Annotated in this window: 21 protein-coding genes; 11 read left to right on the top strand and 10 right to left on the bottom strand. The window is 59.6% G+C overall.

Going from position 1 to position 19,226, the window contains the following annotated elements:
* Window positions 1-21: 21 nt before the first annotated feature.
* Window positions 22-324 (bottom strand): hypothetical protein, encoded by a 303-nt coding sequence (locus EKL02_RS08075; protein ID WP_128901574.1) that lies wholly within the window; start codon window positions 322-324, stop codon window positions 22-24.
* Between the two features lie 22 nt (window positions 325-346).
* Between EKL02_RS08075 and EKL02_RS08070 the strand changes: the two genes are divergently transcribed.
* Entirely contained in the window at window positions 347-1,198 is an 852-nt protein-coding gene (locus tag EKL02_RS08070; protein WP_128901573.1) for a M48 family metalloprotease, read from the top strand.
* A 79-nt stretch (window positions 1,199-1,277) separates the two neighbouring features.
* Window positions 1,278-2,141, top strand: a complete 864-nt coding sequence (locus EKL02_RS08065) for a cation diffusion facilitator family transporter (RefSeq protein ID WP_241687832.1) — start codon at window positions 1,278-1,280, stop codon at window positions 2,139-2,141.
* Here EKL02_RS08065 and EKL02_RS08060 read toward each other — a convergent pair.
* Both EKL02_RS08060 and EKL02_RS08055 read right to left on the bottom strand, forming a co-directional pair.
* Window positions 2,138-2,725 carry an NAD(P)H-dependent oxidoreductase gene (locus EKL02_RS08060; RefSeq protein ID WP_128901572.1) on the bottom strand — a complete coding sequence of 196 codons (588 nt, stop codon included), beginning with the start codon at window positions 2,723-2,725 and terminating at the stop codon, window positions 2,138-2,140. The two genes, EKL02_RS08065 and EKL02_RS08060, sit on opposite strands and share 4 nt — an antisense overlap.
* Window positions 2,726-2,809: 84 nt before the next feature.
* Entirely contained in the window at window positions 2,810-3,781 is a 972-nt protein-coding gene (locus EKL02_RS08055; protein ID WP_128901571.1) for a patatin-like phospholipase family protein, read from the bottom strand.
* 124 nt (window positions 3,782-3,905) lie between these two features.
* Here EKL02_RS08055 and EKL02_RS08050 point away from each other — a divergent pair, with 124 nt between their 5' ends.
* The 3 genes from EKL02_RS08050 to prpR all read left to right on the top strand — a co-directional run bounded on the left by EKL02_RS08050 (window position 3,906) and on the right by prpR (window position 6,924).
* Entirely contained in the window at window positions 3,906-4,334 is a 429-nt protein-coding gene (locus tag EKL02_RS08050; RefSeq protein WP_128901570.1) for a hypothetical protein, read from the top strand.
* Between the two features lie 9 nt (window positions 4,335-4,343).
* The gene (locus tag EKL02_RS08045; RefSeq protein WP_128901569.1) at window positions 4,344-4,847 is read left to right on the top strand and encodes a YMGG-like glycine zipper-containing protein; all 504 of its coding nucleotides are present in this window, start codon (window positions 4,344-4,346) and stop codon (window positions 4,845-4,847) included.
* A gap of 103 nt (window positions 4,848-4,950) precedes the next feature.
* Window positions 4,951-6,924: a propionate catabolism operon regulatory protein PrpR gene (gene prpR / locus EKL02_RS08040; RefSeq protein ID WP_128901568.1), complete on the top strand. Its 1,974-nt coding sequence runs from the start codon at window positions 4,951-4,953 to the stop codon at window positions 6,922-6,924.
* A 30-nt stretch (window positions 6,925-6,954) separates the two neighbouring features.
* Here prpR and EKL02_RS08035 read toward each other — a convergent pair whose 3' ends face one another.
* From EKL02_RS08035 to EKL02_RS08005, 7 genes are all read right to left on the bottom strand, one after another.
* Window positions 6,955-8,127, bottom strand: a complete 1,173-nt coding sequence (locus tag EKL02_RS08035; protein WP_128901567.1) for a substrate-binding domain-containing protein — start codon at window positions 8,125-8,127, stop codon at window positions 6,955-6,957.
* Window positions 8,128-8,201: 74 nt separating this feature from the next.
* Window positions 8,202-8,909, bottom strand: coding sequence for a histidine phosphatase family protein (locus EKL02_RS08030; protein ID WP_128901566.1), 708 nt, complete (start codon window positions 8,907-8,909; stop codon window positions 8,202-8,204).
* On the bottom strand, window positions 8,909-9,319 hold the full coding sequence (locus tag EKL02_RS08025; protein WP_128901565.1) for a DUF6285 domain-containing protein: 411 nt from the start codon (window positions 9,317-9,319) through the stop codon (window positions 8,909-8,911). The genes EKL02_RS08030 and EKL02_RS08025 overlap by 1 nt, the downstream gene beginning before the upstream one ends.
* Complete coding sequence (locus EKL02_RS08020) at window positions 9,312-10,382, bottom strand: phosphotransferase family protein (RefSeq protein WP_241687831.1); 1,071 nt, start codon at window positions 10,380-10,382, stop codon at window positions 9,312-9,314. The genes EKL02_RS08025 and EKL02_RS08020 overlap by 8 nt, the downstream gene beginning before the upstream one ends.
* A 5-nt stretch (window positions 10,383-10,387) precedes the next feature.
* Entirely contained in the window at window positions 10,388-11,584 is a 1,197-nt protein-coding gene (locus EKL02_RS08015) for an acyl-CoA dehydrogenase family protein (RefSeq protein ID WP_128901563.1), read from the bottom strand.
* Between the two features lie 198 nt (window positions 11,585-11,782).
* On the bottom strand, window positions 11,783-13,372 hold the full coding sequence (locus EKL02_RS08010) for a class I adenylate-forming enzyme family protein (RefSeq protein ID WP_128901562.1): 1,590 nt from the start codon (window positions 13,370-13,372) through the stop codon (window positions 11,783-11,785).
* Between the two features lie 1,068 nt (window positions 13,373-14,440).
* Window positions 14,441-14,761, bottom strand: coding sequence for a hypothetical protein (locus EKL02_RS08005; protein ID WP_128901561.1), 321 nt, complete (start codon window positions 14,759-14,761; stop codon window positions 14,441-14,443).
* A 63-nt stretch (window positions 14,762-14,824) separates the two neighbouring features.
* Between EKL02_RS08005 and EKL02_RS08000 the strand changes: the two genes are divergently transcribed.
* The 6 genes from EKL02_RS08000 (at window position 14,825) to EKL02_RS07970 (ending at window position 19,193) form a co-directional block, all read left to right on the top strand.
* On the top strand, window positions 14,825-15,328 hold the full coding sequence (locus tag EKL02_RS08000) for a helix-turn-helix domain-containing protein (protein WP_128901560.1): 504 nt from the start codon (window positions 14,825-14,827) through the stop codon (window positions 15,326-15,328).
* Window positions 15,328-15,675: a YnfA family protein gene (locus EKL02_RS07995; protein ID WP_164931985.1), complete on the top strand. Its 348-nt coding sequence runs from the start codon at window positions 15,328-15,330 to the stop codon at window positions 15,673-15,675. Before EKL02_RS08000 ends, EKL02_RS07995 begins: the two co-directional genes overlap by 1 nt.
* Before the next feature lie 161 nt (window positions 15,676-15,836).
* A complete protein-coding gene (locus tag EKL02_RS07990) occupies window positions 15,837-16,094 on the top strand; it encodes a hypothetical protein (RefSeq protein WP_164931984.1) in 258 nt (85 codons plus the stop codon).
* 232 nt (window positions 16,095-16,326) lie between these two features.
* Window positions 16,327-16,929, top strand: coding sequence for a TetR/AcrR family transcriptional regulator (locus EKL02_RS07980; RefSeq protein WP_128901557.1), 603 nt, complete (start codon window positions 16,327-16,329; stop codon window positions 16,927-16,929).
* 116 nt (window positions 16,930-17,045) lie between these two features.
* Window positions 17,046-17,753 carry an SDR family oxidoreductase gene (locus EKL02_RS07975; RefSeq protein WP_128901556.1) on the top strand — a complete coding sequence of 236 codons (708 nt, stop codon included), beginning with the start codon at window positions 17,046-17,048 and terminating at the stop codon, window positions 17,751-17,753.
* A 24-nt stretch (window positions 17,754-17,777) separates the two neighbouring features.
* Window positions 17,778-19,193 carry an MFS transporter gene (locus EKL02_RS07970; RefSeq protein ID WP_128901555.1) on the top strand — a complete coding sequence of 472 codons (1,416 nt, stop codon included), beginning with the start codon at window positions 17,778-17,780 and terminating at the stop codon, window positions 19,191-19,193.
* The last annotated feature ends 33 nt before the right edge of the window (window positions 19,194-19,226 follow it).

The raw sequence follows: 19,226 nt of genomic DNA, 5'->3' as shown, positions 1-19,226 counted from the left end.
TGCCATTTCCAAAATGGAAACTCAGGAAAGAAATTCAGTGAACCCATACACCGGCACCGGACAGGCATTAAGATTGTTGCGATTGTTGCGATGCGCCAGACTGCCTGCCGCAGTCGCGCTACTGGCACTAATGGCAGCGTGCGTTTCCTCGCCGGGACAGCGGCAAGCAACGGCGCCTGCGCCGGCTTCAGCACCCGCCCCCGCTGCCAGTCCAGCAGCCGCGCCTGCGCCTGCCGCATCGACGCCGCCCACGGCTGTCCCGGCGCCACCGGCGCAAGCTGTCGCGCCGCCGCCAGCGCCGCCGGACATTGCAAAAATCGACAAGGCAGCGCTCCTGCGCACATGGGTGGATCAGCAAGCGCGGCTTTACCGTGTCGCCGCGCCGCTTTTAATCAACGGCAATGAGTTATGCCCGCAACATGCGCGCAACCTGCTCGGCTTTACCGCCAAGAACCGCTATTCCTACACCGAGGGCTTCGCTGATGTGGCTTCCAGCGCGCTCGGCCTGGAAGAACGCCTGCATGTCATGAACGTGCTTCCCGGCAGCGGTGCTGAAACTGCAGGGTTGCGCCAAGGCGACGCCCTGTTTGCCGTGGAAATCGAGCCCCTGCCCCAGGGGCCGAATGCAGAAAGCGCCAGCGCGTCGATCATCGGCACAGAACTACGCGGACGCAACAGTGTCAGCCTGACCGTCTTGCGCGGCGGCGAGCGCGTCGCCCACAACATCACCCTGACGCCGGCATGCGCCATGGTGATCGATCTGGGCAACGCCGACGTTGCCGGCAGCTTTGCCGACGGCCAGCGCGTCATGGTCACACGCGGCTTGCTGGAAGCGGCGCCGTCGGATGACGAACTCGCGTACGTGCTGGCGCGCGAAATCGCCCACAACATCCTGGCGCCGCAACCCCGGCCCGCCCAGGCTGCCATCATCGACCGCCTGCATACGCTCACGCCGCTGCCAGGCGATGCAGCGAACGCTGCGTCTCTTGCCCCGACCTCGCCAGAGCAGGAGCTACGCGCAAGAAAGCTTGCTTTGTACCTGCTCGCACGTGCAGGCTACGCAATCGACAAGGCACCAGGCTTCTGGCAAACCATTGCGATTCCGCCGGCTTCGCCGGAATCGCCCGCCGTCCTGGCGCAAGCCATCGGCGCCATCGCCGCCAGGAAGCAATTGGGCGCTCCGCTCGTGCCCGAATAACCATGAAGCGGTAGCCGGCCTGCGCAAAAGGTATACTGCCGGGTAATACCACAGCGCGCTTCAATGCGCCCGACAGACCATGACCATGGAAGTCCGCCATTATTTCTGGCTTTCGACGGCGGCAGCTGTCCTCACCATCGCCCTCAAGACCATCGCCTGGTGGCTGACCGGTTCGATGGGACTGCTGTCGGATGCGCTGGAATCCTTCGTCAATCTGGCGGCCGCGATATTTGGGCTGGCCATGGTGACGATTGCCAACGCGCCAGCGGATGCCCAGCATCCGCTCGGCCACAGCAAGGCCGAGTATTTTTCCAGCGGCGTCGAAGGCTTCATGATTTTCTGCGCGGCCGCCGCCATCATCTGGACAGCATCGCAGCGCCTGTTCGCCCCGCAGCCGCTGGAATCAGTCGGCCTCGGGCTGGCGTTTTCCATCGCCAGCAGCTTCGTCAACCTCGGCGTGGCGCAAGCCATGCGGCGCGCCTCGGTGCGATTCCGTTCAATCGCGCTGGAAGGTGGCGCAAAGCACCTGATGACGGACGTATGGACTTCCGCCGGCGTGATCGTCGGCGTGTTTCTGGTCTGGCTGACCGGTCAGTTATGGCTGGATGCGGTCATCGCGATTGCCGTCGGCCTGCACATACTGCTGGAGGGCGGCCGCCTGGTTCGCGCCTCCGCCGACGGCTTGATGGATGCGGCGCTGCCGGACGAAACCGTGGCGCAAATCGAGGCAGCCCTGCAGCAGCAAGCCGGCAGTGGCGCCCGCTTCGTCAACCTGCGCACGAGGCGCGCCGGGGCGCAAAGCTTTGTTTATCTCGATGTGCTGGTGCCGCCGGCCTGGACCATCGTCCAGACCCATGACCTGCTCGATGAAATTGAACGCAGCATCCGCGGCATCGTACCGGAAAGCCAGGTATTCACGCATCCGGAACCGGATCGCGGCTAAGCGCCCTGCCGCCCCAGTTTTTCCAGCCTGGCCAGCCATTTGCCGGCAGCTTCCGGCGACAGGCCGCCGACCATGCCAATCAGCGTCTCATGGATCGGCGCAATGCCGACAAAGCCAAGGATATTGCGCTCCAGCGCCTTGACGCTGTGGGCCCGAAAGTACCAGCGATAGACCAGCGCAGGCATGCCCATGGTGACAACGATGCGCGCCGAGCGGCCGGCCAGGCCCTTGTGCGCAAAAGGATTCTTGCCCTCGCCCTTGAAGGCAAAACCCGGACGCGCAACCTGTTCCAGGAAGCCCTTGAACAACGCCGGCATGTCGCCGAGCCAGAGCGGGAAAAACAGCACCAGATGCTCGGCCCAGGCGATTGCATCCTGCGCTTCCTGCAGGCTGGCAGGCAAGGCGCCATGCTCCCATTCCTGCTGGCTGCGCAACAGGGGAAACTCCAGCGTCGCCACGTCGATGCTGCGTACCTCGTGGCCGGCGCTGGCAGCGCCGGCGGCATAGGCGCTCGCCAGGGCGTGACCGAAGTGACGCTGGCTGGCATCGGGGTGACCTTGCAGCAGGAGTATGCGTTTTGCCATCGTAAGCCCGTCGATCAGATGTATTGGTGGTCGATGCATCCTAAAGGTTGCCGCCTGGCGCCTGGTTGATCCGGCACAAGCCGGTCAGACTGCCTTGCCCGTTTTCCCCGGCGGGCCATCGTGCCCGTAATCCGGATCATGATCGACCTGCTGGCGGCTGAACGCGCGGGCGGCGCGCGCCTTGCCCAATGAAATCAATTCTTCGGCACGCCAGAATTCATGGAGTTGGCAAGCGTTATGCGGAATTTCAATCACGACATCCGGCGAATAGGCGGCGAGCTTGAAGCGGGTAATCGCTACCTCCATGGTATCCATCGCGCGCAGGGCGACATCCACCATGCCAAACGGCGGGCGGACGCGCGCCGTTACCGCAGCCGGCGCCAGGTTTTCCAGGAAACCGAGGATGCGCTGGCGATAGGGGTTTGCCGGCGATGCCGGCTTCGGCTTGGGCGAGTGCTGCGGCACGGTGGCCGGGTGGGCAAGCTGGCTCTCTTCGTGCCCGCTCAGACCGACCACCACCGTCAGGTCGGTGTGGTCGTTCAGGGTCGGGGCTATCGGCACAGGGTTGACGATGCCGCCGTCGATCAGGTAACGCCCGCCGACCTTGAAGGGCGTGAAAACCATGGGAATGGCAATCGACCCGCGAATGGCATCGAACAGGTCGCCCCGGCGCAGCCAGACTTCCTTGCCGCTCTGGAAATCGGTTGCCACTGCAACGAAGGAGATCGGCAACTCCTCGATATTGATGTCGCCAATCAGCTTGCGCAACTGTTCCATGATGCGGTCGCCCTTGATCAGGCCGGCGCGGTTCAGGGCTGGATCGAGCAGGCGCAGCACATCGATCTTTTCCAGCGCACTCACCCATTTGGAATAGCGTTCGAGCTTGCCGGTGGCGTAGATGCCTCCGACCAGCGCGCCAATCGAGGAGCCGGCAATCGACTTGATTTCATAGCCGTTTTCAAGCAGCCACTGGATTACGCCGATATGCGCATAGCCGCGCGCGCCGCCGCTGCCGAGCACGAGCGACACCGTTTTTGCATGGCTTTTGGCTGTCATTTGGAACGAAGAAATGCTTTCATCACAACAATTTACCACGCCCGCCTGCGACTCGATAGTTGCACCGGCTGAACGATGCCTGACGGCGCCAGTCTAATTTTCAGGTCATCCTCGCGCGGGGCTCATGGTGAAACTGTTCCATTACCTGTTTTTGGCGCTGATGTTTGCTGGCGCATGCGACAGCGCGCAGGCGCGCCCAGGCCACCATCATGGCCGCTCGCGCGCTCACGTCGGCGTGTATGTCGGACCGGCGCTCGGCTGGAGCTTGCAGGGCTGGAACCATGTGGCGCCCTACCCGTACAACCCCTACGCCTACTCGCCCTATTACGCTTACCCGCCTTATTACTACCCGTCTTCTCCAAATGTGGTCGTCGTGCCGTCGGCGCCCGCCGGCTATATCGAGCAAACCTCGCCTGATTATGGGCAACGCACGCAACCGGCACAACCCGCGCCGCAGGACTGGTACTACTGCAAGAAGCCGGAAGGTTACTACCCCTACGTCAAGCGATGTCCCGGTGGCTGGCAACGCGTGCCGGCACAACCGCCCGAGTGAGGCCTATACATGCGCAAAATCATTTGCAAGCTTGCCGCAGTGCTCTCCCTTCTCCTGCTGGGCGCCTGCGTATCGTTGCCCGATGGTCCCAGTGTCATGGTGCTGCCAGGCACAGGCAAAAACTTCGAGCAATTCCGTATCGACGATCACCTCTGCAGGCAATTTGCTTCACAGCAAATCGGCGGGGCAACGGCCACCGGAATGGCCAGCGACAGCGGCGTGCGCAGCGCCGCAGTGGGCACGATCCTCGGGGCGGCGGCGGGCGCTGCGATCAATGGCGGCCATGGCGCCAGGGTCGGCGCCGGCGCCGGCATGGCAATGGGAGGCCTGAGCGGGACGCAGACAGCACAGGCTTCCGCCTATGGCGCGCAGCAGCGTTACGATGTCGGCTTCATGCAATGCATGTATGCGAAGGGGCACCGCATTCCTTCCGGCGGGAGATTCTCCTCCGGCTTCATGGCGGAACAGCCCCTGATGCCACGGGATTTTTATCCGCCTCCGCCGCCGCGATAAGGCAGGACGTCCGCAGCATCCCCTATTCAGTTCTGAACCATAACTGTTTCAGAATGAAAACACCCATGCTAAGATCAGGACTCCATTTTTCCTGTGTCCTTTCATGGCAAATCCGCTTCAGCAAGCGCAGCACAGTGCCCGCATCGTCATCCTGCTAAGCCATCTGCAGATGCTGTCGCCGCCGAGCCGTCTTGCCCTGGAATTGCAAGGCGTGCTGCCGGCATTTGCCGGCGCCGCCGATATACGCATCATCGATTTGCCGATTTCCGACACCCTGCAACAGGCACAAGAGCTCGAGCGGGAAAAAAAGGTCGATGTCTTCATCTGCACCGGCGCCACTGGCGCTTACCTGCGCAAGCACCTGGCGACACCGGTCGTGCTGATGCCGCTGGCCGACTATGACATCCTGCATGCACTGGAACGCGCGCGCCGCGTGTCGGACAGGGTGGCCATTCTCAGCTACCGCAATATCCATCCCAAGCTGGAAGAGGTCCAGACACTTTTCACCGTAGCCCTGCAGCAGGCTGCCTACACCACCTTGCAGCAGGCGGAAGAAGCGGTCAGGCAATTCGCCAGCGAGGGCTACGAAGTCATCATCGGCTCGTCGATGGTGACCGAACTGGCAGAACAGGCCGGCATGACCGGCATACTGGTGACCTCTTCCAGCGCAGCGCGCCAGGCACTCGACGACGCGCTGGTGATTTTCAAAAGCGCCCGGGCCGAAGCCGCCAAGCGCCAGAGCCTGAACACACTGCTGCAACATCTGACCGATGGCGTGCTGGCAGTCGACATGGCAGGCAAGGTACAAACCATCAATCCGGCACTGGCGCAATTGCTCGGTGTCTCGGCGGAATGGGCGCAGCTGCGCCCGGTTGCCGAGCTGGATGCCCATCCCGACATCGAGCAGGTGTTGCGTACTGGCATCGCAGTGGAAAACCGCATCCTGCGGCTGGGGACGCAAACGGTGCTGGCCAATATCATTCCGATCTACGAGGATGGCGAGCAAACCGGCGCCGTGCTGACGTGCCAGGATGCCGGCGCGGTCCAGCGTGCCGACCGCCAGCTGCGCAGCAGCACGCGCCAGACACGCTTTGTCGCGAAATACCGGCTTGCGCACATCGTCGGCGACTCCACCCCAATGAAGCAATTGCTGGCGCTGGCCGAGCGCTGCGCCCAAACCGATGCCACCATACTCATCCAGGGGGAAAGCGGCACCGGCAAGGAGCTGCTGGCACAAGGCGTTCACAATGCCAGCCGCCGGCGCAAGGGGCCTTTTGTGGCCGTCAATTGCGCGGCCTTTCCTGAAAACCTGCTGGAGTCCGAATTGTTCGGCTACGAGGAAGGCGCATTCACCGGCTCGCGCAAGGGCGGCAAGCCTGGCTTGTTCGAAGCCGCGCATACCGGCACCATCTTCCTCGATGAAATCGGCGACATGCCGCTGCCGCTGCAAACGCGACTCTTGCGCGTGCTGCAGGAACGCGAGGTGGTACGCCTGGGCAGCACTGAGCCGACGCCGATCGATGTGCGCATCATTGCCGCCACCCACCGCAACCTGCGCCAGAGCATTGCTGAAGGCGGCTTTCGCGAAGACCTGTATTATCGGCTCAACATCTTGCGCCTGAAGCTGCCGGCGCTGCGCGACCGCAAGGAAGATATCCACGCCATCGCCAGCCACATACTGGCCCAGGTACAAAAGCGTTCCGGCACCGCGCAAATGCCGCAACAGGTGTTGCAGCCGCTCTTGCCTTACCTGGAAAGCTATTCCTGGCCGGGCAATATCCGCGAACTGGAAAACGTGATCGAACGCGCCGTGCTGTCGCTGGACGGGCGCGGCGATGCATCTGCCGATGCGCGCCAGTTGCGCAACATCCTGGGCGACCTGTTCGACGAAGAGAACATCCCGATCACCGACGATGACGGCGCCGGAATCAATCTCAAGTCCCTGGCAAAAACCACCGAACTGATCCGCATTCGCAAGGTCCTGGACGAATGCGGCGGCAACCTTGAGCACACCGCCCGGCGGCTGGGCATCAGCCGCTCGACCCTGTGGCGGCGTTTGAATCAGCCCCAGCAATAGGCTAGCCGCGCCGCAGCTGCCTGTTACGCCTTATCGCTTGATACGGACGGGAATATTCATTTCCTCGATCGGAATTTCTCGAATCAGTTCCGGCACGGCCCAGGCGAATGCGGGATCGTTTTTGTAACGCACGTGGTACATCGATTGCAGCGCCTGATGGTCTTCCTTGCGGAAAGTCATCTTGCCTTTGGGCGTCTCGAAGCTCATGCCTTCCATCGCCTCAATCAGCTTCTCGGTGCTGGTGTCGCCATTGGTTTTCTTCAGCGCTTCCACCACCGCGATGCCGGCAATCATGCCGCCGGCCGTAAAGAAGTCAGGCGGCGTCTTGAAGCGCTTGTAATGCTCCGAAATCAGCCAGTTGTTGACCTTGTTCTTCGGGATGCCGTAGTAATAATAAGCGGCGCCTTCCATGCCGGCGAACTGCTTGTAGGCGACCATGGCCGGCAGGATGTTGGCGCCGGCGCCGATTTCGATGTCATAGCGCTTCAGGCCGAGATCGGCGATCTTCAAGGGATTGCCCGCGCCAGCCCACAGAATCCACACGATCTTCTTGCCCGGCTTGTCTTTCAGCGCCTCGATGATGCGCTGGGCGCCGGCAGTGAAATCCGACGTGCTGGGCGGCAGATATTCTTCATGCACCACCCTGGCGTTTTTCAGCGCGCTATTGAATGCCTTGACCCCATCGCGCCCGAATGCATAATCCTGCGCCAGCGTCGCCACGATCGTGCCCGGCTTGTCCAGCGCCACGGCGTTGGCGATCGCATCCTGGGTCGAATTGCGGGCAGTGCGGAAAATGTAGCGATTCCATTTTTCACCGGTGATCGAATCCGACACAGCCGGGTCGACCAGCAGGATTTTCTTGTATTCTGCAGCCACCGGCAACATCGCCAGTGCGACATTGGAGGAGGTCGGGCCGATGGCGATATCGGCCTTGTCATCCTCGTACGCGGAGGCCAGCTGCGCCTTGGCGACATCCGGCTTGCCCTGGTTGTCTTTTTCAATCAGCACCAGCTTGTTGCCATTGACCGCCATGGTGCCGCCAGTGGCGTATTCAAGGCCCAGCACCAGGCCAGTCTGGCTTTGCCTGGCGTAGGCTTCCAGCGGGCCGGTCTTGTCATACACATGGGCGATCTTGATATCCCGTGCTTCGACGGAATTGATGCAGCAGAAAATCGAGATGGCAGTGAGCAAATAATTTTTCATGGGATGCGTCTCCTTCGCAGATTGGTCAAACGGGGAATCAAGGATGAAATGGCCGTCAAGTGCGGCTCTTGGATTTATTTGTCATCGGACCGGTAGGCCCGGAATACCTGTTCCATCACGGTCAGGCTGGCGCGGGCTTTCACGGCATCGTAGGCCGTGAAATTGACTGTGCGGATCAGCCGCCGCACTACCCTGGCATCGGCCCAGTCGACATCGATGATGTTGAGGCACGCCATGTCCTGCTCGAAGGCCACCATGGCATGGCGGCCAACCCCGGCAGCCCAGCACAGCAAAACCCGGTTGACGGCATCGTGGCTGACCACCAGCGCGCTGTCCCAATCCGGATCGGCGAGCAATGCCTCAAGTGCGTCGAGTATGCGGCGCTCGAAGTCGGCAAAACGCTCGCCACCGATAAAATCGGCATTGTCGTCGGCGGCGTGGTCATAGGCATATGCAAGCCTGGCCTCGCGCTGCTCCGCGACGATTTCGCGCAACCTGCCTGCACGGATTTCCCGCAATCCCGGGTTCGGTTCCGGCACAAGTTTGGGCGCCATCCGCTCCGCCAAAATCTGCGCCGTCTGCCTTGCTCGCTCCAGGTCGGAACAGACGACGCGGTCAACGCGGACATCGTTCAGCGCAGCCGCCAGGCTTTCCACCTGGCTGACCCCTTGCGGCGACAAGGCGACATGCACCGGGTGCAAGGGCCGCCCGTCAGCATCGAAATAGCTGACGTGGCCATGCCGCACCAGATAAAGGCGCCGGCGCCGCGGTGCTGCTGGCATCACCTGGCATCTCCCGAGCTCAGCAGCTTGGGGTTGTAGATCGCCACCTTGTCGCGCGCGCTTGACGCCAGGTGCCGCAGCAGGGCTTGATGCGCCGGCTTGTCCGCGTCGAATTCACCGAGGCGGATTGCCGCGCCCAGCCTCTTGCGGCCCGACGTCAGAGACTGCCGCAACTGCTCCGGGTTGCCTGGCGCCTCGCTCTCTGCATCTTGCAGAAGCGCTCGCTGTCCGGCCAGTTCCTGCAATTGACCGGCGGCGCCGGCATCGAGTTCGCGTGCCGCGATCGCCATGGCATTGGCAATCATTAGCGCCTGGTAGCGCAAGTCCGCCGGCAATGCAGGCAGCAGGCGCTTCATCAATTCTTCGCGGGCAGTCCGCAGCAAGTCTTGCCCATCTGGCCGGTCACTCATCGGATCCCTCCGCAGTCAGGTTGATGATTTCATATTCGAGCTCGGCCACCAGGCGGCCCGTCAGGGCCAGTTCCAGAGACGGCTGCTTGCCGGACAGATGGCGCTGCGCCTGCTGCAACGCAATCACGGCCCAACGCAGATGCGCCATCACCTGCCAGTAACGCAGTTCGGCGCGCGTGAAGCTGCGGCCCGAGATGCGCTGGTAGCCGCGCAGGAAATCCTCGGCATGGGATACGCCGCCGGCCTCGCGCTCGTTGGCACTGAAACGCCAGCACCTGGCCATGAGCCAGCCGATGTCTTCGCGCGGATCACCCCAGCCGGCGAATTCCCAGTCCAGCACGCCGCTCAGCTTGCCCTGGTCGACCATGTAATTGCCGGTGCGGTAATCACGATGGATCAGGCAGGCCGGAACGCTGGCCGGCGCATGCAGTTCGCACCAGCGCAAGCCCCACTCCAGTGCCGGCGAAGCAACATCGATATGATCGAGATGGCGACGGTATTCGGCAATCGTCTCCAGCGCATGGTTGGCATACGGCGCCGGCAGAAAGTCCAGCGAGGGCTGCGGCGGCACGACCGTGTGCAATTGCGCAAGATTGGCGCCCAGTTCCTCGCCCAGCATCGCCCGGTTCGGCACCAGCTCGGCTTCGCGCACCAGCCGATGGCCGGCGGCGACGCCGGCAATGCGTTCCATGACAAAGAAGTCCCGCCCGGCCACATCGGGGTCGCGGCATAGCCACAGCGGCCGCGGCACGGTCACGCCGGCTTGATACGCAACGCTCAACACGGCAAACTCCTGCGGACGGGTGAGGCTCACAGCCACCGCCGACGGCGCATCGGTACGCAGCACCCAGGTCTGTTTTCCCTGATACGGACCGCCCTCGACCGTGACATCGAGCGCCCAGTTTTCCTGGATGGCGCCGCCGGACAGGCGTGCCATTTTCGTGATTGCCACTTGCGCAGCGCCAGCCTGCGCCAGCAGATAGCGCTGCAGGCTATCATGGACTGCCGGGCTGTCCAGATCCATGCCGGCGACGCTGGCGTTTTCGGGCGCTGCCTGTGCCATTGCGCTTATCCCCATGACCAGAACTCCGTGCGCTCATTCATGAGATAGCGCGCCATGACCATCTTGTGCACTTCGGAAGCGCCATCGACCAGCCGCGCCTGGCGCGCATAGCGGTACACCCATTCGAGAATGGTATCTTTCGAATAGCCGCGCGCGCCGCACAGCTGGATGGCGGTATCCACGGACTTCTGCAGCGTGTCGGCCACCACGACTTTCGCCATCGACACTTCCTTGCGGGCGAAATCGCCCTGATCGAGTTTCCAGGCGGCGCGCATGGTCAGCAGGCGGCCGATTTCAATCTGCATCGCGACATCGCCCAGCATGGCTTGCACGCCTTCGCGTTCGGCCAGCTTGACGCCTTGCGAAGTACGTTCGAGCACGTAGTCGGTGGCGATGTCGAGCGAGCGCTTGGACAAGCCCAGCCAGCGCATGCAATGCGTCAGGCGCGCCGTACCCAGGCGGATCTGCGTGGCTTTCAGGCCATCGCCGACATTCATCAGGCGGTTTTCATCGGGGATTTCCAGACCCTCGAACACCAGCTCGCAATGGCCGCCATGCTCTTCCGGTCCCATGATCGGAATGCGCCGCTCGATGCGCCAGCCAGGCTGCGAGCGGTCGAACAGGAAAGCCGTCAACCCCTTGCGCTCGTCGTCCGAGGTGCGGGCGATCAGGATGAAATGCTGGGCGGCGTCCGCGCCGGTAATGAACCACTTGCGGCCGTTGATGATCCATTTGCCGTCACGCAGCGTCGCGGTCGTCTGCATCATCGCAGGATCGGAGCCGGCGCCCGGCATGGGCTCGGTCATCACGAATGCCGAACGCACCTGGCCATCGATGATCGGCTGCAGCCAGCGTTCCTTTTGCGCTTCGGTTCCCACCTTGTTAAGCAGGATCATGTTGCCGTCGTCGGGCGCGGCGGAATTGAACACTGCCGGGCCGAAAATCGACCAGTTCATCTCTTCATAGCAGGCTGCCATGCCGGTGACGGACAAGCCCTGGCCGCCGCGCTCCTTGGGCATTTGCAGCGCCCACAGACCTTCTGCCTTGGCCTTGCTGCGGTAGTCGTTCAGCAAATCCGTGCGAATGTTTTCATGCTCGTCGTAAGAGCTGGCTTGTGCTTCCAGCGGTACCACGTGCTTCCTGACGAAGGCGCGAATGCGCTGCTGATAATCCTTAACTTCCGGGGTGAGCTGAAAATCCACTTTATTCTCCGTAACGATAGATGCACTTCATACTTCGCAAAGACTGTGCCATCTTCCGGCCATGCTGCGAGCAAGCGCCAAGCGCTTGAATTCATTGAATTTTTTTAAACCCTATAGCAAGCCGCCTGCTTGCTGGAACTGAATTCATTCATTTATGAATCAACCGCGTTTCAAAAAGAAACGGACATTTCAGCAGCATCACGCCTTTTCCAGCCGCAATTCGCGCTTGAGCATCTTGCCATTGGCATTGCGCGGCAGCGGCGTCGCCCCCAAGCTAAAACTTTCCGGAACCTGGTAATCGGTCAGCCGTTCGGCGCAAAAGGCCTTGAGCGCCAGATCCGTCACCGACACATCCTTCAGCACCACGAATGCATGCACTCGTTCGCCCAGCACCGGGCACGGCTTGCCAACCACAGCCGCCTCGAACACGCCGGGATGCTGGCACAGGACGTTTTCAACTTCACTGGAATAAATCTTGAAGCCGCCACGGTTGATCATGTCTTTCTTGCGATCGAATACCGAGACGAAGCCGTTATCGTCGATCGAACCGATGTCGCCTGATTTCCAGAAGCCCGAATCGAAACTTTCCGCAGTCGCCGCCGGATTGTTCCAGTAGCCCCGTACCACCATAGGGCCCCGGATCCATAATTCACCCGCAGCCCTTGGCGGCACCTGGCGGCCGGCATCATCCATCATCACGATCTCGCCACACGGCACAACGCGGCCGACGCTGTCGAGATAAGTCGCGCCGGCACCCGGCGGCATGATGGTGGCCGGCGAAGTCGTTTCCGTCGCGCCGTAGACATTGACCAGCGTGAGCCCCGGCAGAAATTTCGCCACCGCCTCGATGGTGGCCTGCGGCATGATGGCGCCGCCAAAGGCGCCGATGCGCCAGCTGGCAAGATCGTAACGGCTGCAGTCATCCTGGATCAGGCACAGGTTGTACATGGCAGGCACCATCAGCGTATAGGTCATCCGTTCGCGCGCAGCCAGCGCCAGGAATTCTGCGGCCCTGAAGGCGGGCAGGATCACCAGCGTGCCGGCGCAGCGAATGGCGGTCGCCATCAGGGCCACCAGTCCGGTGACATGACTGAGCGGCACGGCGGCAATCAGGCGATCGTGCTCGGTCAAGTCCAGCGTCAGCCCATAGTGCATGGCCGAATGCACGATATTCAAGTGCGCCAGCATCGCCCCCTTGGGCTTGCCGGTGGTCCCCGAGGTGTACAGGATGGCTGCGGTGTCGTCCTCATCCACGCGTGCCACCGGCACGTCGCCACTGGTTCGGCGCAAAGCGGCGAACGTTCCTGCTGCATCCTCCATGCTTGCCGGGATACAGGCGCGCAATTCTGGCACCTCGTGCATGGCAGGCAACCGTAGCGTCACCGTCACATCATGGATCAGGAGAGCAGCGCCGCAATCATTCAGGATATGCGCAATGCCGGGCGTTTGGTCGCGCGTGCTGATCGGCACGACGATGGCACCCAGCCGGCTGATGGCAAGGGTCGCTTCGACAAACTCGATTTGATTGTTCAGGAGGATTGCGACCCGGTCGCCCTGGCAGATACCCGCCTGCGCAAGACCAGCGGAAATCCGTTCCACCCGTCCCTGCAAGTCGCGCCAGGTCAGTCGGGCAACCCCGCAGACCAGCGCCTCGCGCGCGGGATGGGACCGTACCGCCTCTTCGAACATTGCATACAGGCTGTGGTGGCGATCCGCATAGCATTGCAGCATGCGCTCGTCGAAATGCGCTTCCGGCCGAATCGGGGGCGCCTGCAATGATGTAGCCATGTACTTCTCCAGTGAGGATTTTCTTCAAACGATGGTGTTCTTTTGGCAAACTCCGTGCCACCGAATGAAATTATCGACACTGATAGCAAGCTGTTGATTTTATTGATAAAAAATAAAGCAAGAATTTGCTGGCATTAACACCTGTTTCAATAATGAAATCCTGCTTGGTCAACTTGAGAAGATTTTATATCAAGCAGTCCCGACTCCCATATTTATGGGATGGCATTTTTCACACGATTGGGGACACCATATTGCCTAATAGACATAAGCCTACTTAACCTATGAACAATAATAGTTGTGACCTGCCACCGGAGACTATGCGGAATGGCTAGCCTCTGAGAAGCTTGGGCTGACTTTGCTGCCCAATTCGTTGAAGGGGTATGACGCAATAGACAAGCGCGGGCGTAAATATCAAATTAAGGGCCGGCGCGTTACTACCGGAAGCAATTCACCGCTTCTTGGCGCGATTCGGAACTACGAACAGGGCAACTTTGATTTTTTAATTGCGGTGGTTTTTGAAGGTGACTGGCAGGTGAGGTGTGACGCTCAGGTAACCCAGAAGGATCTCGATCAGTTTTTCACGTCCCGCAAGCACGTAAACGGACACACAATGCGTTTTGCTCCAAGTCTTTTTCAACATTCTTGCGTTAAACACATAACTCATGCACTCCGGAGCTAATATGCCTGTCAACGCTGACGCTCAAAGGTGTCCTGCCCCGATGATGGATCCTCTTGGGTACCGGTTACTTTCACGTTAAATCTTTGCTTTGAAACAAAGTAGTGATCATGCAAGTATAGTGCGCAATGGCTGCTCTGGTTGTAGCCCCAGCCATTGACTTGGCTTCCAATGTGCAAACAGGAACCGGAGAACTGCAGATTATCGCTTCCTAGTATGTTGATTTTGAGAAAATTTCTCACCGCCGCTTTGCTCGATGCTGGCCGAAGCAGCAATAGCCCCCTCCCCTACCTGGCAAAGACCTAGCACATTACTGGCCGGAGGCTTGAAACTTATCCATAGCCTGTCGCACGCACAGTGCCACGCCGCCTCAACGCTATCCTTTCAACATGTTAAATCTTGCAGCTTGGTCTGTTACAGCAAGCATCGTCCGACATGATGGAAAGTGACTTACGCCGATGTCGCAGCCAAAGGATGGCTGACACACCCAAGGCAAACAGTCCCGCTATACCGAGATACCAGCCAGTTGCCGCTGCACCCAACGCCGAGATGCCCAGCCACGCCACCAGTGGCGCGATCAGAGGGGCGCAGCACCCGGCGCATGCCACCACACCTGCCGTGATAGCAGCGATTACGCCAGCGCGGCTGGCGAATCTTCCCTTTTTGCTTGCTTCTTCAATCATGATTTTTTCCTCTTTGACAATGAGCGGCATTACACCGTTGTAGAATAGGACCTCAAGTAACTTGAGGTGCAAGGGCTTTTTGAAGGAATCATCATGAATGCCGACAGGTTGACCATCGGCGCACTCGCCGCCCAGACCAGTTGCAACATCCCGACCATCCGATACTACGAGGAGATAGGCCTACTACCGCCAGCGCAACGCGCTGCCAATGGCCATCGTTACTACCGGGCGGAAGACCTGAAGCGGCTAACGTTCATCAAGCGGTGCAGAGACTTCGGTTTTCCCATCGAGCAGGTCCGGGAGCTGGCTCACCTCTTTGAAGATGGCGACCGCGCATGCGTTGATGTGCGCGACATGGCGCAACGTCACCTGGATGCTGTGAGAGTTAAGCTGGATGAGATGCGGGAACTGGAATCAAGCCTCATGGCGTTTGTCAGCAGTTGCGACGCTGCCTGTATTGGCGGCCTTACCCGCAACTGCGCAATCATTGAAGACCTGTCTGCGCTGGACTTGGACGGCAAGGCCGGTAGCTGCTGCGCTCCTGCAGAACCTGCAAAGCGGAAACCGGGTGGCAGTGCAAAAAGGGGAGAGGTTTGATGATTGACATGACTACCGTACCGCGCACCTTCGGACTGTTCTTCTTGACCGCTGTTGCCGAGCTGCTCGGCTGTTACCTTCCGCTGCTTTGGATCACTGGGAAAGGCAGCATCTGGCTACTCGCGCCTGCAATTCTTAGCCTTGCCGCGTTTGTCTGGCTGTTGACACTGCATCCGGCAGCAAGCGGAAGGATCTACGCCACTTATGGTGCTGTCTACATTGCCGCAGCGCTGCTCTGGCTTTGGCTGGTTGATGGTGTTACACCGACCACCAGCGATCTCGTCGGAGTAGGCTTCGCCCTTTTTGGCGCTGCTGTAATCGTCGTTGGTCAGGGTGGTGCCAAGTAGGAGCACACTTTGATCCGGCAAATATACGAACGCAGAGACTTGGGCTATACGCGCAGGGCTAGTCTACGTACTGCTGCCCTTACGCTTCTCAAGCGAGCAGTTTTCCCCCGGCGCGCAATTTGAATTCAGCTAAGATAGTATTTTTTGCTATTGAGGAAGTCATGAAGCGAGACCATATGTTGATGGAAGCTATTTTGGGCCAGCTTCTACAATCTCCTGATCCATTGATTGGAACCAGTAGTATTGTTCAGCGATTGAACGTGGAGCTACCAGTTGTTCACCATCATCTTAATCTTCTTCAAGACAGAGGATTGGTGCAAGAATCAAAAAATGGCGTTTGGCGGTTAATCAACCAGGGACATGACTACTTGGAAGGCATTCCGGAACAAAGTATCTCCCTGAACCTTTCGTCCAAATGAATGAGCCTCGTCGCTTCGGCAAATGACGAATTCAAGATGACGTCACTTGTTTATAAGGCAAGCGGCGAATACGCCATGATCAAGGCCGCCGCCCCAGAGACTGGGTTGATTACGAGAAAACCACGATAGAAGCAATGCTGAAAATTTCGCGACGCTTAAAAGCGTCGCTTGACAACCTATATTTCCCCACCTAATATGATGATCATCATATTAAATTCACGACCGTTCTTCCATGAACATCCGATCCACCCGTAAAGAAATCTCTTACGACCGTATTCTTGACGTGGCCTCGAAAGCTATTCGCCGCGATGGCTACGCCGGTGTGGCTGTCGCCGATGTCATGAAGGCGGCGGGGTTGACTCATGGCGGCTTCTACGCGCATTTTCCATCGCGTGAGGCGATGCTGGCAAAAGCACTTGAACGTGCGGGGGAAACCTCTGCCGAGGTACTGAATCGGAATATAGCGGCCGCGCGGACACGGGACGAGAGCCCATTCTGCGCTCTGGTGGAGCTCTACCTGTCCGAGAGGCATCTGGTCTCGTCGGAAACCGGCTGCCCTGTCTCTGCCCTAGCATCCGAAATGTCGCGCCAGGCTTCAGAATTGCGCGACGCATCTTGTCGCAGTGTTGTAAGACTTTTGAACACGGTAAAGGACGCATTGCCGGCAGGAGTTGCGCCTGAAAGTGCAATGGCTATTGCAAGCACCATGGTAGGGGCATTGCAGTTGGCTCGCACTCTTGGCAACAATGCACACGGAAAGGCGTTGCTGGCGGCCAGCCGGAAAGCCTTGATTGAGCAGTACGACACTGATTGCAATAGCGTCGCAAAAACCTGACTTTTAGAAAGCCGCTGTTTCGGGCGGTTTTATTTTCGCTACAAATATGATGACCATCATATGAATGCTGAGCCGTTCAACGATACGGATTATTTCAATTTAATAAGGAAAATGCCATGAAGCTTACCAATGCCACCATCTTCATTACAGGTTCAAACCGAGGGCTCGGACTCGCCTTCGCACGCATGGCGCTTGCACGCGGCGCTCGCAAGGTATATGCCGCAGCACGCGATCCGTCGCAAGTCAGTCTTCCTGGTGTTGTTCCGATCAAGCTGGACGTCACCAACGAACAAGAAGTCGAGGCTGCAGCGTTGCAGTGCACTGACGTCACTCTGGTCATTAATAACGCGGGCATCGCTAATTTCGGTGGATTTCTTGCGCCCGACAGCGTCGATGCCGCACGCAGACATTTGGAAACCAATTTTTTTGGGGTGCTCAACGTAAGTCGAGCGTTCGCCCCCATCCTGAAGAGAAACGGCGGTGGTGCGCTGCTGAACGTGCTTTCCGTCGCCAGCTGGATCAGCAGACCAGAACTGGCCGCATACGGAGCGTCCAAGTCAGCCGCCTGGAGCCTGACCAACGGCTTGAGGCACGAACTGCAAGCGCAAAACACACAAGTCCTCGGATTGCATGTCGGATTCATCGATACCGATCTCACACGAGACATCGATGCGCCCAAGGTATCGCCCGAGCTTGTCGCTGCCTATGGTTACGACGCACTGGAACGCGGCGACAGCGAAGCGCTCGTGGATGACATCACACGCAAGGTCAAGCAAGGGCTAGCTGCGGAGCCTGCCATTTATATCCAGAATCTGGCCGCATAGCTCCAACCCATTCAAGGAGACCTTATGTCCTCGACCACGCATGTATTGAGTGCACCCGCATCACACGCCCTGCCCGCTTCACCATGGCCAATCTTCTGGATCGCCAGCATCGCAGTTTTCCTGGTATCGATGGACAGCACTGTGCTATTCGCTGCATTCGGAACATTGCGCCGTGCGTTTCCTGAAGCGACGGCGGCCGACCTGTCTTGGGTGCTCAATGCCTATACCGTTGTATTTGCCGCGATGCTCATACCGGCCGGGGGACTGGCCGACATCCACGGGCGCAAACGCGTTTTTCTCATTGGCGTCGCACTTTTCCTGGTCGCATCGGTCGCCTGCGGAATTTCCAGTTCCGTTGAATTCCTCATTGCAGCCCGCGTGATTCAGGCAATCGGCGCGGCGCTGCTCACGCCGGCGTCGCTGTCCATTGTGTTGGATGCCTTCCCGAAAGAGCAACGTGCCGTCGCCGTAAGCCTTTGGGGTGCAGTCGGCGCGCTCGCCGCCGCAATAGGCCCGAGTCTGGGGGCATACCTCGTGGACCAGATGGGCTGGCCTTGGGCGTTCTATGTAAACTTGCCGCTCGGCGCGATTTCACTCTGGCGCGGAGCCGCCAAGTTGCGTGAGCTGAAAGGCGCATCAAAAATGCACCGCGTGGACTGGGTCGGCATGACGCTTCTGATCATTTCCGTCGGCGCTGCTGCGATGACAATTACGCAGGCCGACTCGCCGCAATGGCGCCGTACGGAATTGCTCGCGGCGGCGGCAACCTCGGTCATCATGCTGGCAGCATTCGTAGCATGGGCTCGTACTGCGCGCTATCCGCTCGTTGACCTCGCCTTGTTTCGAGACCACACCTATAGCGCAGTCAATCTGGCAACGCTGGCATTCGGCACTGCATTTGCGATGATGTTCTTCGCCTTCTTCGAATATATGACCCGCATATGGCACTACAGTCTTCCGCTGGCAGGGCTTGCAATCACGCCGGGGCCGTTGCTGGTTATTCCAACCGCAATCATTACCGGGCGTCTCGCCGGCCGACTTGGACATCGCCCTTTTCTTGTCATCGGGTCCTTGATCTATGCGTCCAGCGGGCTTTGGCTGTTACTGGTTCCCGGCGCCGAACCATCTTATCTGACGCACTGGCTGCCTGGTCTGTTCCTGAGCGGCATCGGGGTAGGAATGGTATTGCCGTCCCTGTCTGGAGCAGCCGTTGCAGGGCTGCCTGCAACTCACTATGCCGTCGGCAGTGCGGTTAATCAAGCGGTTCGCCAGGTGGGTTCCATCCTTGGCGTGGCGCTCACGGTGTTCTTCGTCGGGCATGCCAGTGTGACCAAGGCAGATTTTGGTCCGCTGTACGGCTTGCACGTGGTCCTTTCCTTGATAACCGGATTGCTCTGCCTAGTGGTCAATACGCGACCGCAAGCACGCAGCGCTTCATAGCGTGTCGATCTTTTCCCTGAATGAATCACCTGT

It is taken from the genome of Janthinobacterium sp. 17J80-10, assembly GCF_004114795.1.
In the GTDB taxonomy this organism is placed as follows: Bacteria; Pseudomonadota; Gammaproteobacteria; order Burkholderiales; family Burkholderiaceae_D; genus Paucimonas.
This window is presented reverse-complemented; position numbering and strand designations above follow the sequence as displayed.

What these genes read in the sequence shown, in the direction of transcription:
- EKL02_RS08025 (WP_128901565.1), bottom strand. Translation starts at nt 9,319, where the DNA reads ATGAGTGACCGGCCAGATGGGCAAGACTTGCTGCGGACTGCCCGCGAA.
- EKL02_RS08050 (WP_128901570.1), top strand. Translation starts at nt 3,906, where the DNA reads ATGGTGAAACTGTTCCATTACCTGTTTTTGGCGCTGATGTTTGCTGGC.
- EKL02_RS07980 (WP_128901557.1), top strand. Translation starts at nt 16,327, where the DNA reads ATGAACATCCGATCCACCCGTAAAGAAATCTCTTACGACCGTATTCTT.
- EKL02_RS08055 (WP_128901571.1), bottom strand. Translation starts at nt 3,781, where the DNA reads ATGACAGCCAAAAGCCATGCAAAAACGGTGTCGCTCGTGCTCGGCAGC.
- EKL02_RS08045 (WP_128901569.1), top strand. Translation starts at nt 4,344, where the DNA reads ATGCGCAAAATCATTTGCAAGCTTGCCGCAGTGCTCTCCCTTCTCCTG.
- EKL02_RS07975 (WP_128901556.1), top strand. Translation starts at nt 17,046, where the DNA reads ATGAAGCTTACCAATGCCACCATCTTCATTACAGGTTCAAACCGAGGG.
- EKL02_RS08030 (WP_128901566.1), bottom strand. Translation starts at nt 8,909, where the DNA reads ATGCCAGCAGCACCGCGGCGCCGGCGCCTTTATCTGGTGCGGCATGGC.
- EKL02_RS07990 (WP_164931984.1), top strand. Translation starts at nt 15,837, where the DNA reads ATGAAGCGAGACCATATGTTGATGGAAGCTATTTTGGGCCAGCTTCTA.
- EKL02_RS08020 (WP_241687831.1), bottom strand. Translation starts at nt 10,382, where the DNA reads ATGGCACAGGCAGCGCCCGAAAACGCCAGCGTCGCCGGCATGGATCTG.
- EKL02_RS07970 (WP_128901555.1), top strand. Translation starts at nt 17,778, where the DNA reads ATGTCCTCGACCACGCATGTATTGAGTGCACCCGCATCACACGCCCTG.
- EKL02_RS08005 (WP_128901561.1), bottom strand. Translation starts at nt 14,761, where the DNA reads ATGCCGCTCATTGTCAAAGAGGAAAAAATCATGATTGAAGAAGCAAGC.
- EKL02_RS08010 (WP_128901562.1), bottom strand. Translation starts at nt 13,372, where the DNA reads ATGGCTACATCATTGCAGGCGCCCCCGATTCGGCCGGAAGCGCATTTC.
- EKL02_RS08000 (WP_128901560.1), top strand. Translation starts at nt 14,825, where the DNA reads ATGAATGCCGACAGGTTGACCATCGGCGCACTCGCCGCCCAGACCAGT.
- EKL02_RS08060 (WP_128901572.1), bottom strand. Translation starts at nt 2,725, where the DNA reads ATGGCAAAACGCATACTCCTGCTGCAAGGTCACCCCGATGCCAGCCAG.
- EKL02_RS08035 (WP_128901567.1), bottom strand. Translation starts at nt 8,127, where the DNA reads ATGAAAAATTATTTGCTCACTGCCATCTCGATTTTCTGCTGCATCAAT.
- EKL02_RS08065 (WP_241687832.1), top strand. Translation starts at nt 1,278, where the DNA reads ATGACCATGGAAGTCCGCCATTATTTCTGGCTTTCGACGGCGGCAGCT.
- prpR (WP_128901568.1), top strand. Translation starts at nt 4,951, where the DNA reads ATGGCAAATCCGCTTCAGCAAGCGCAGCACAGTGCCCGCATCGTCATC.
- EKL02_RS07995 (WP_164931985.1), top strand. Translation starts at nt 15,328, where the DNA reads ATGATTGACATGACTACCGTACCGCGCACCTTCGGACTGTTCTTCTTG.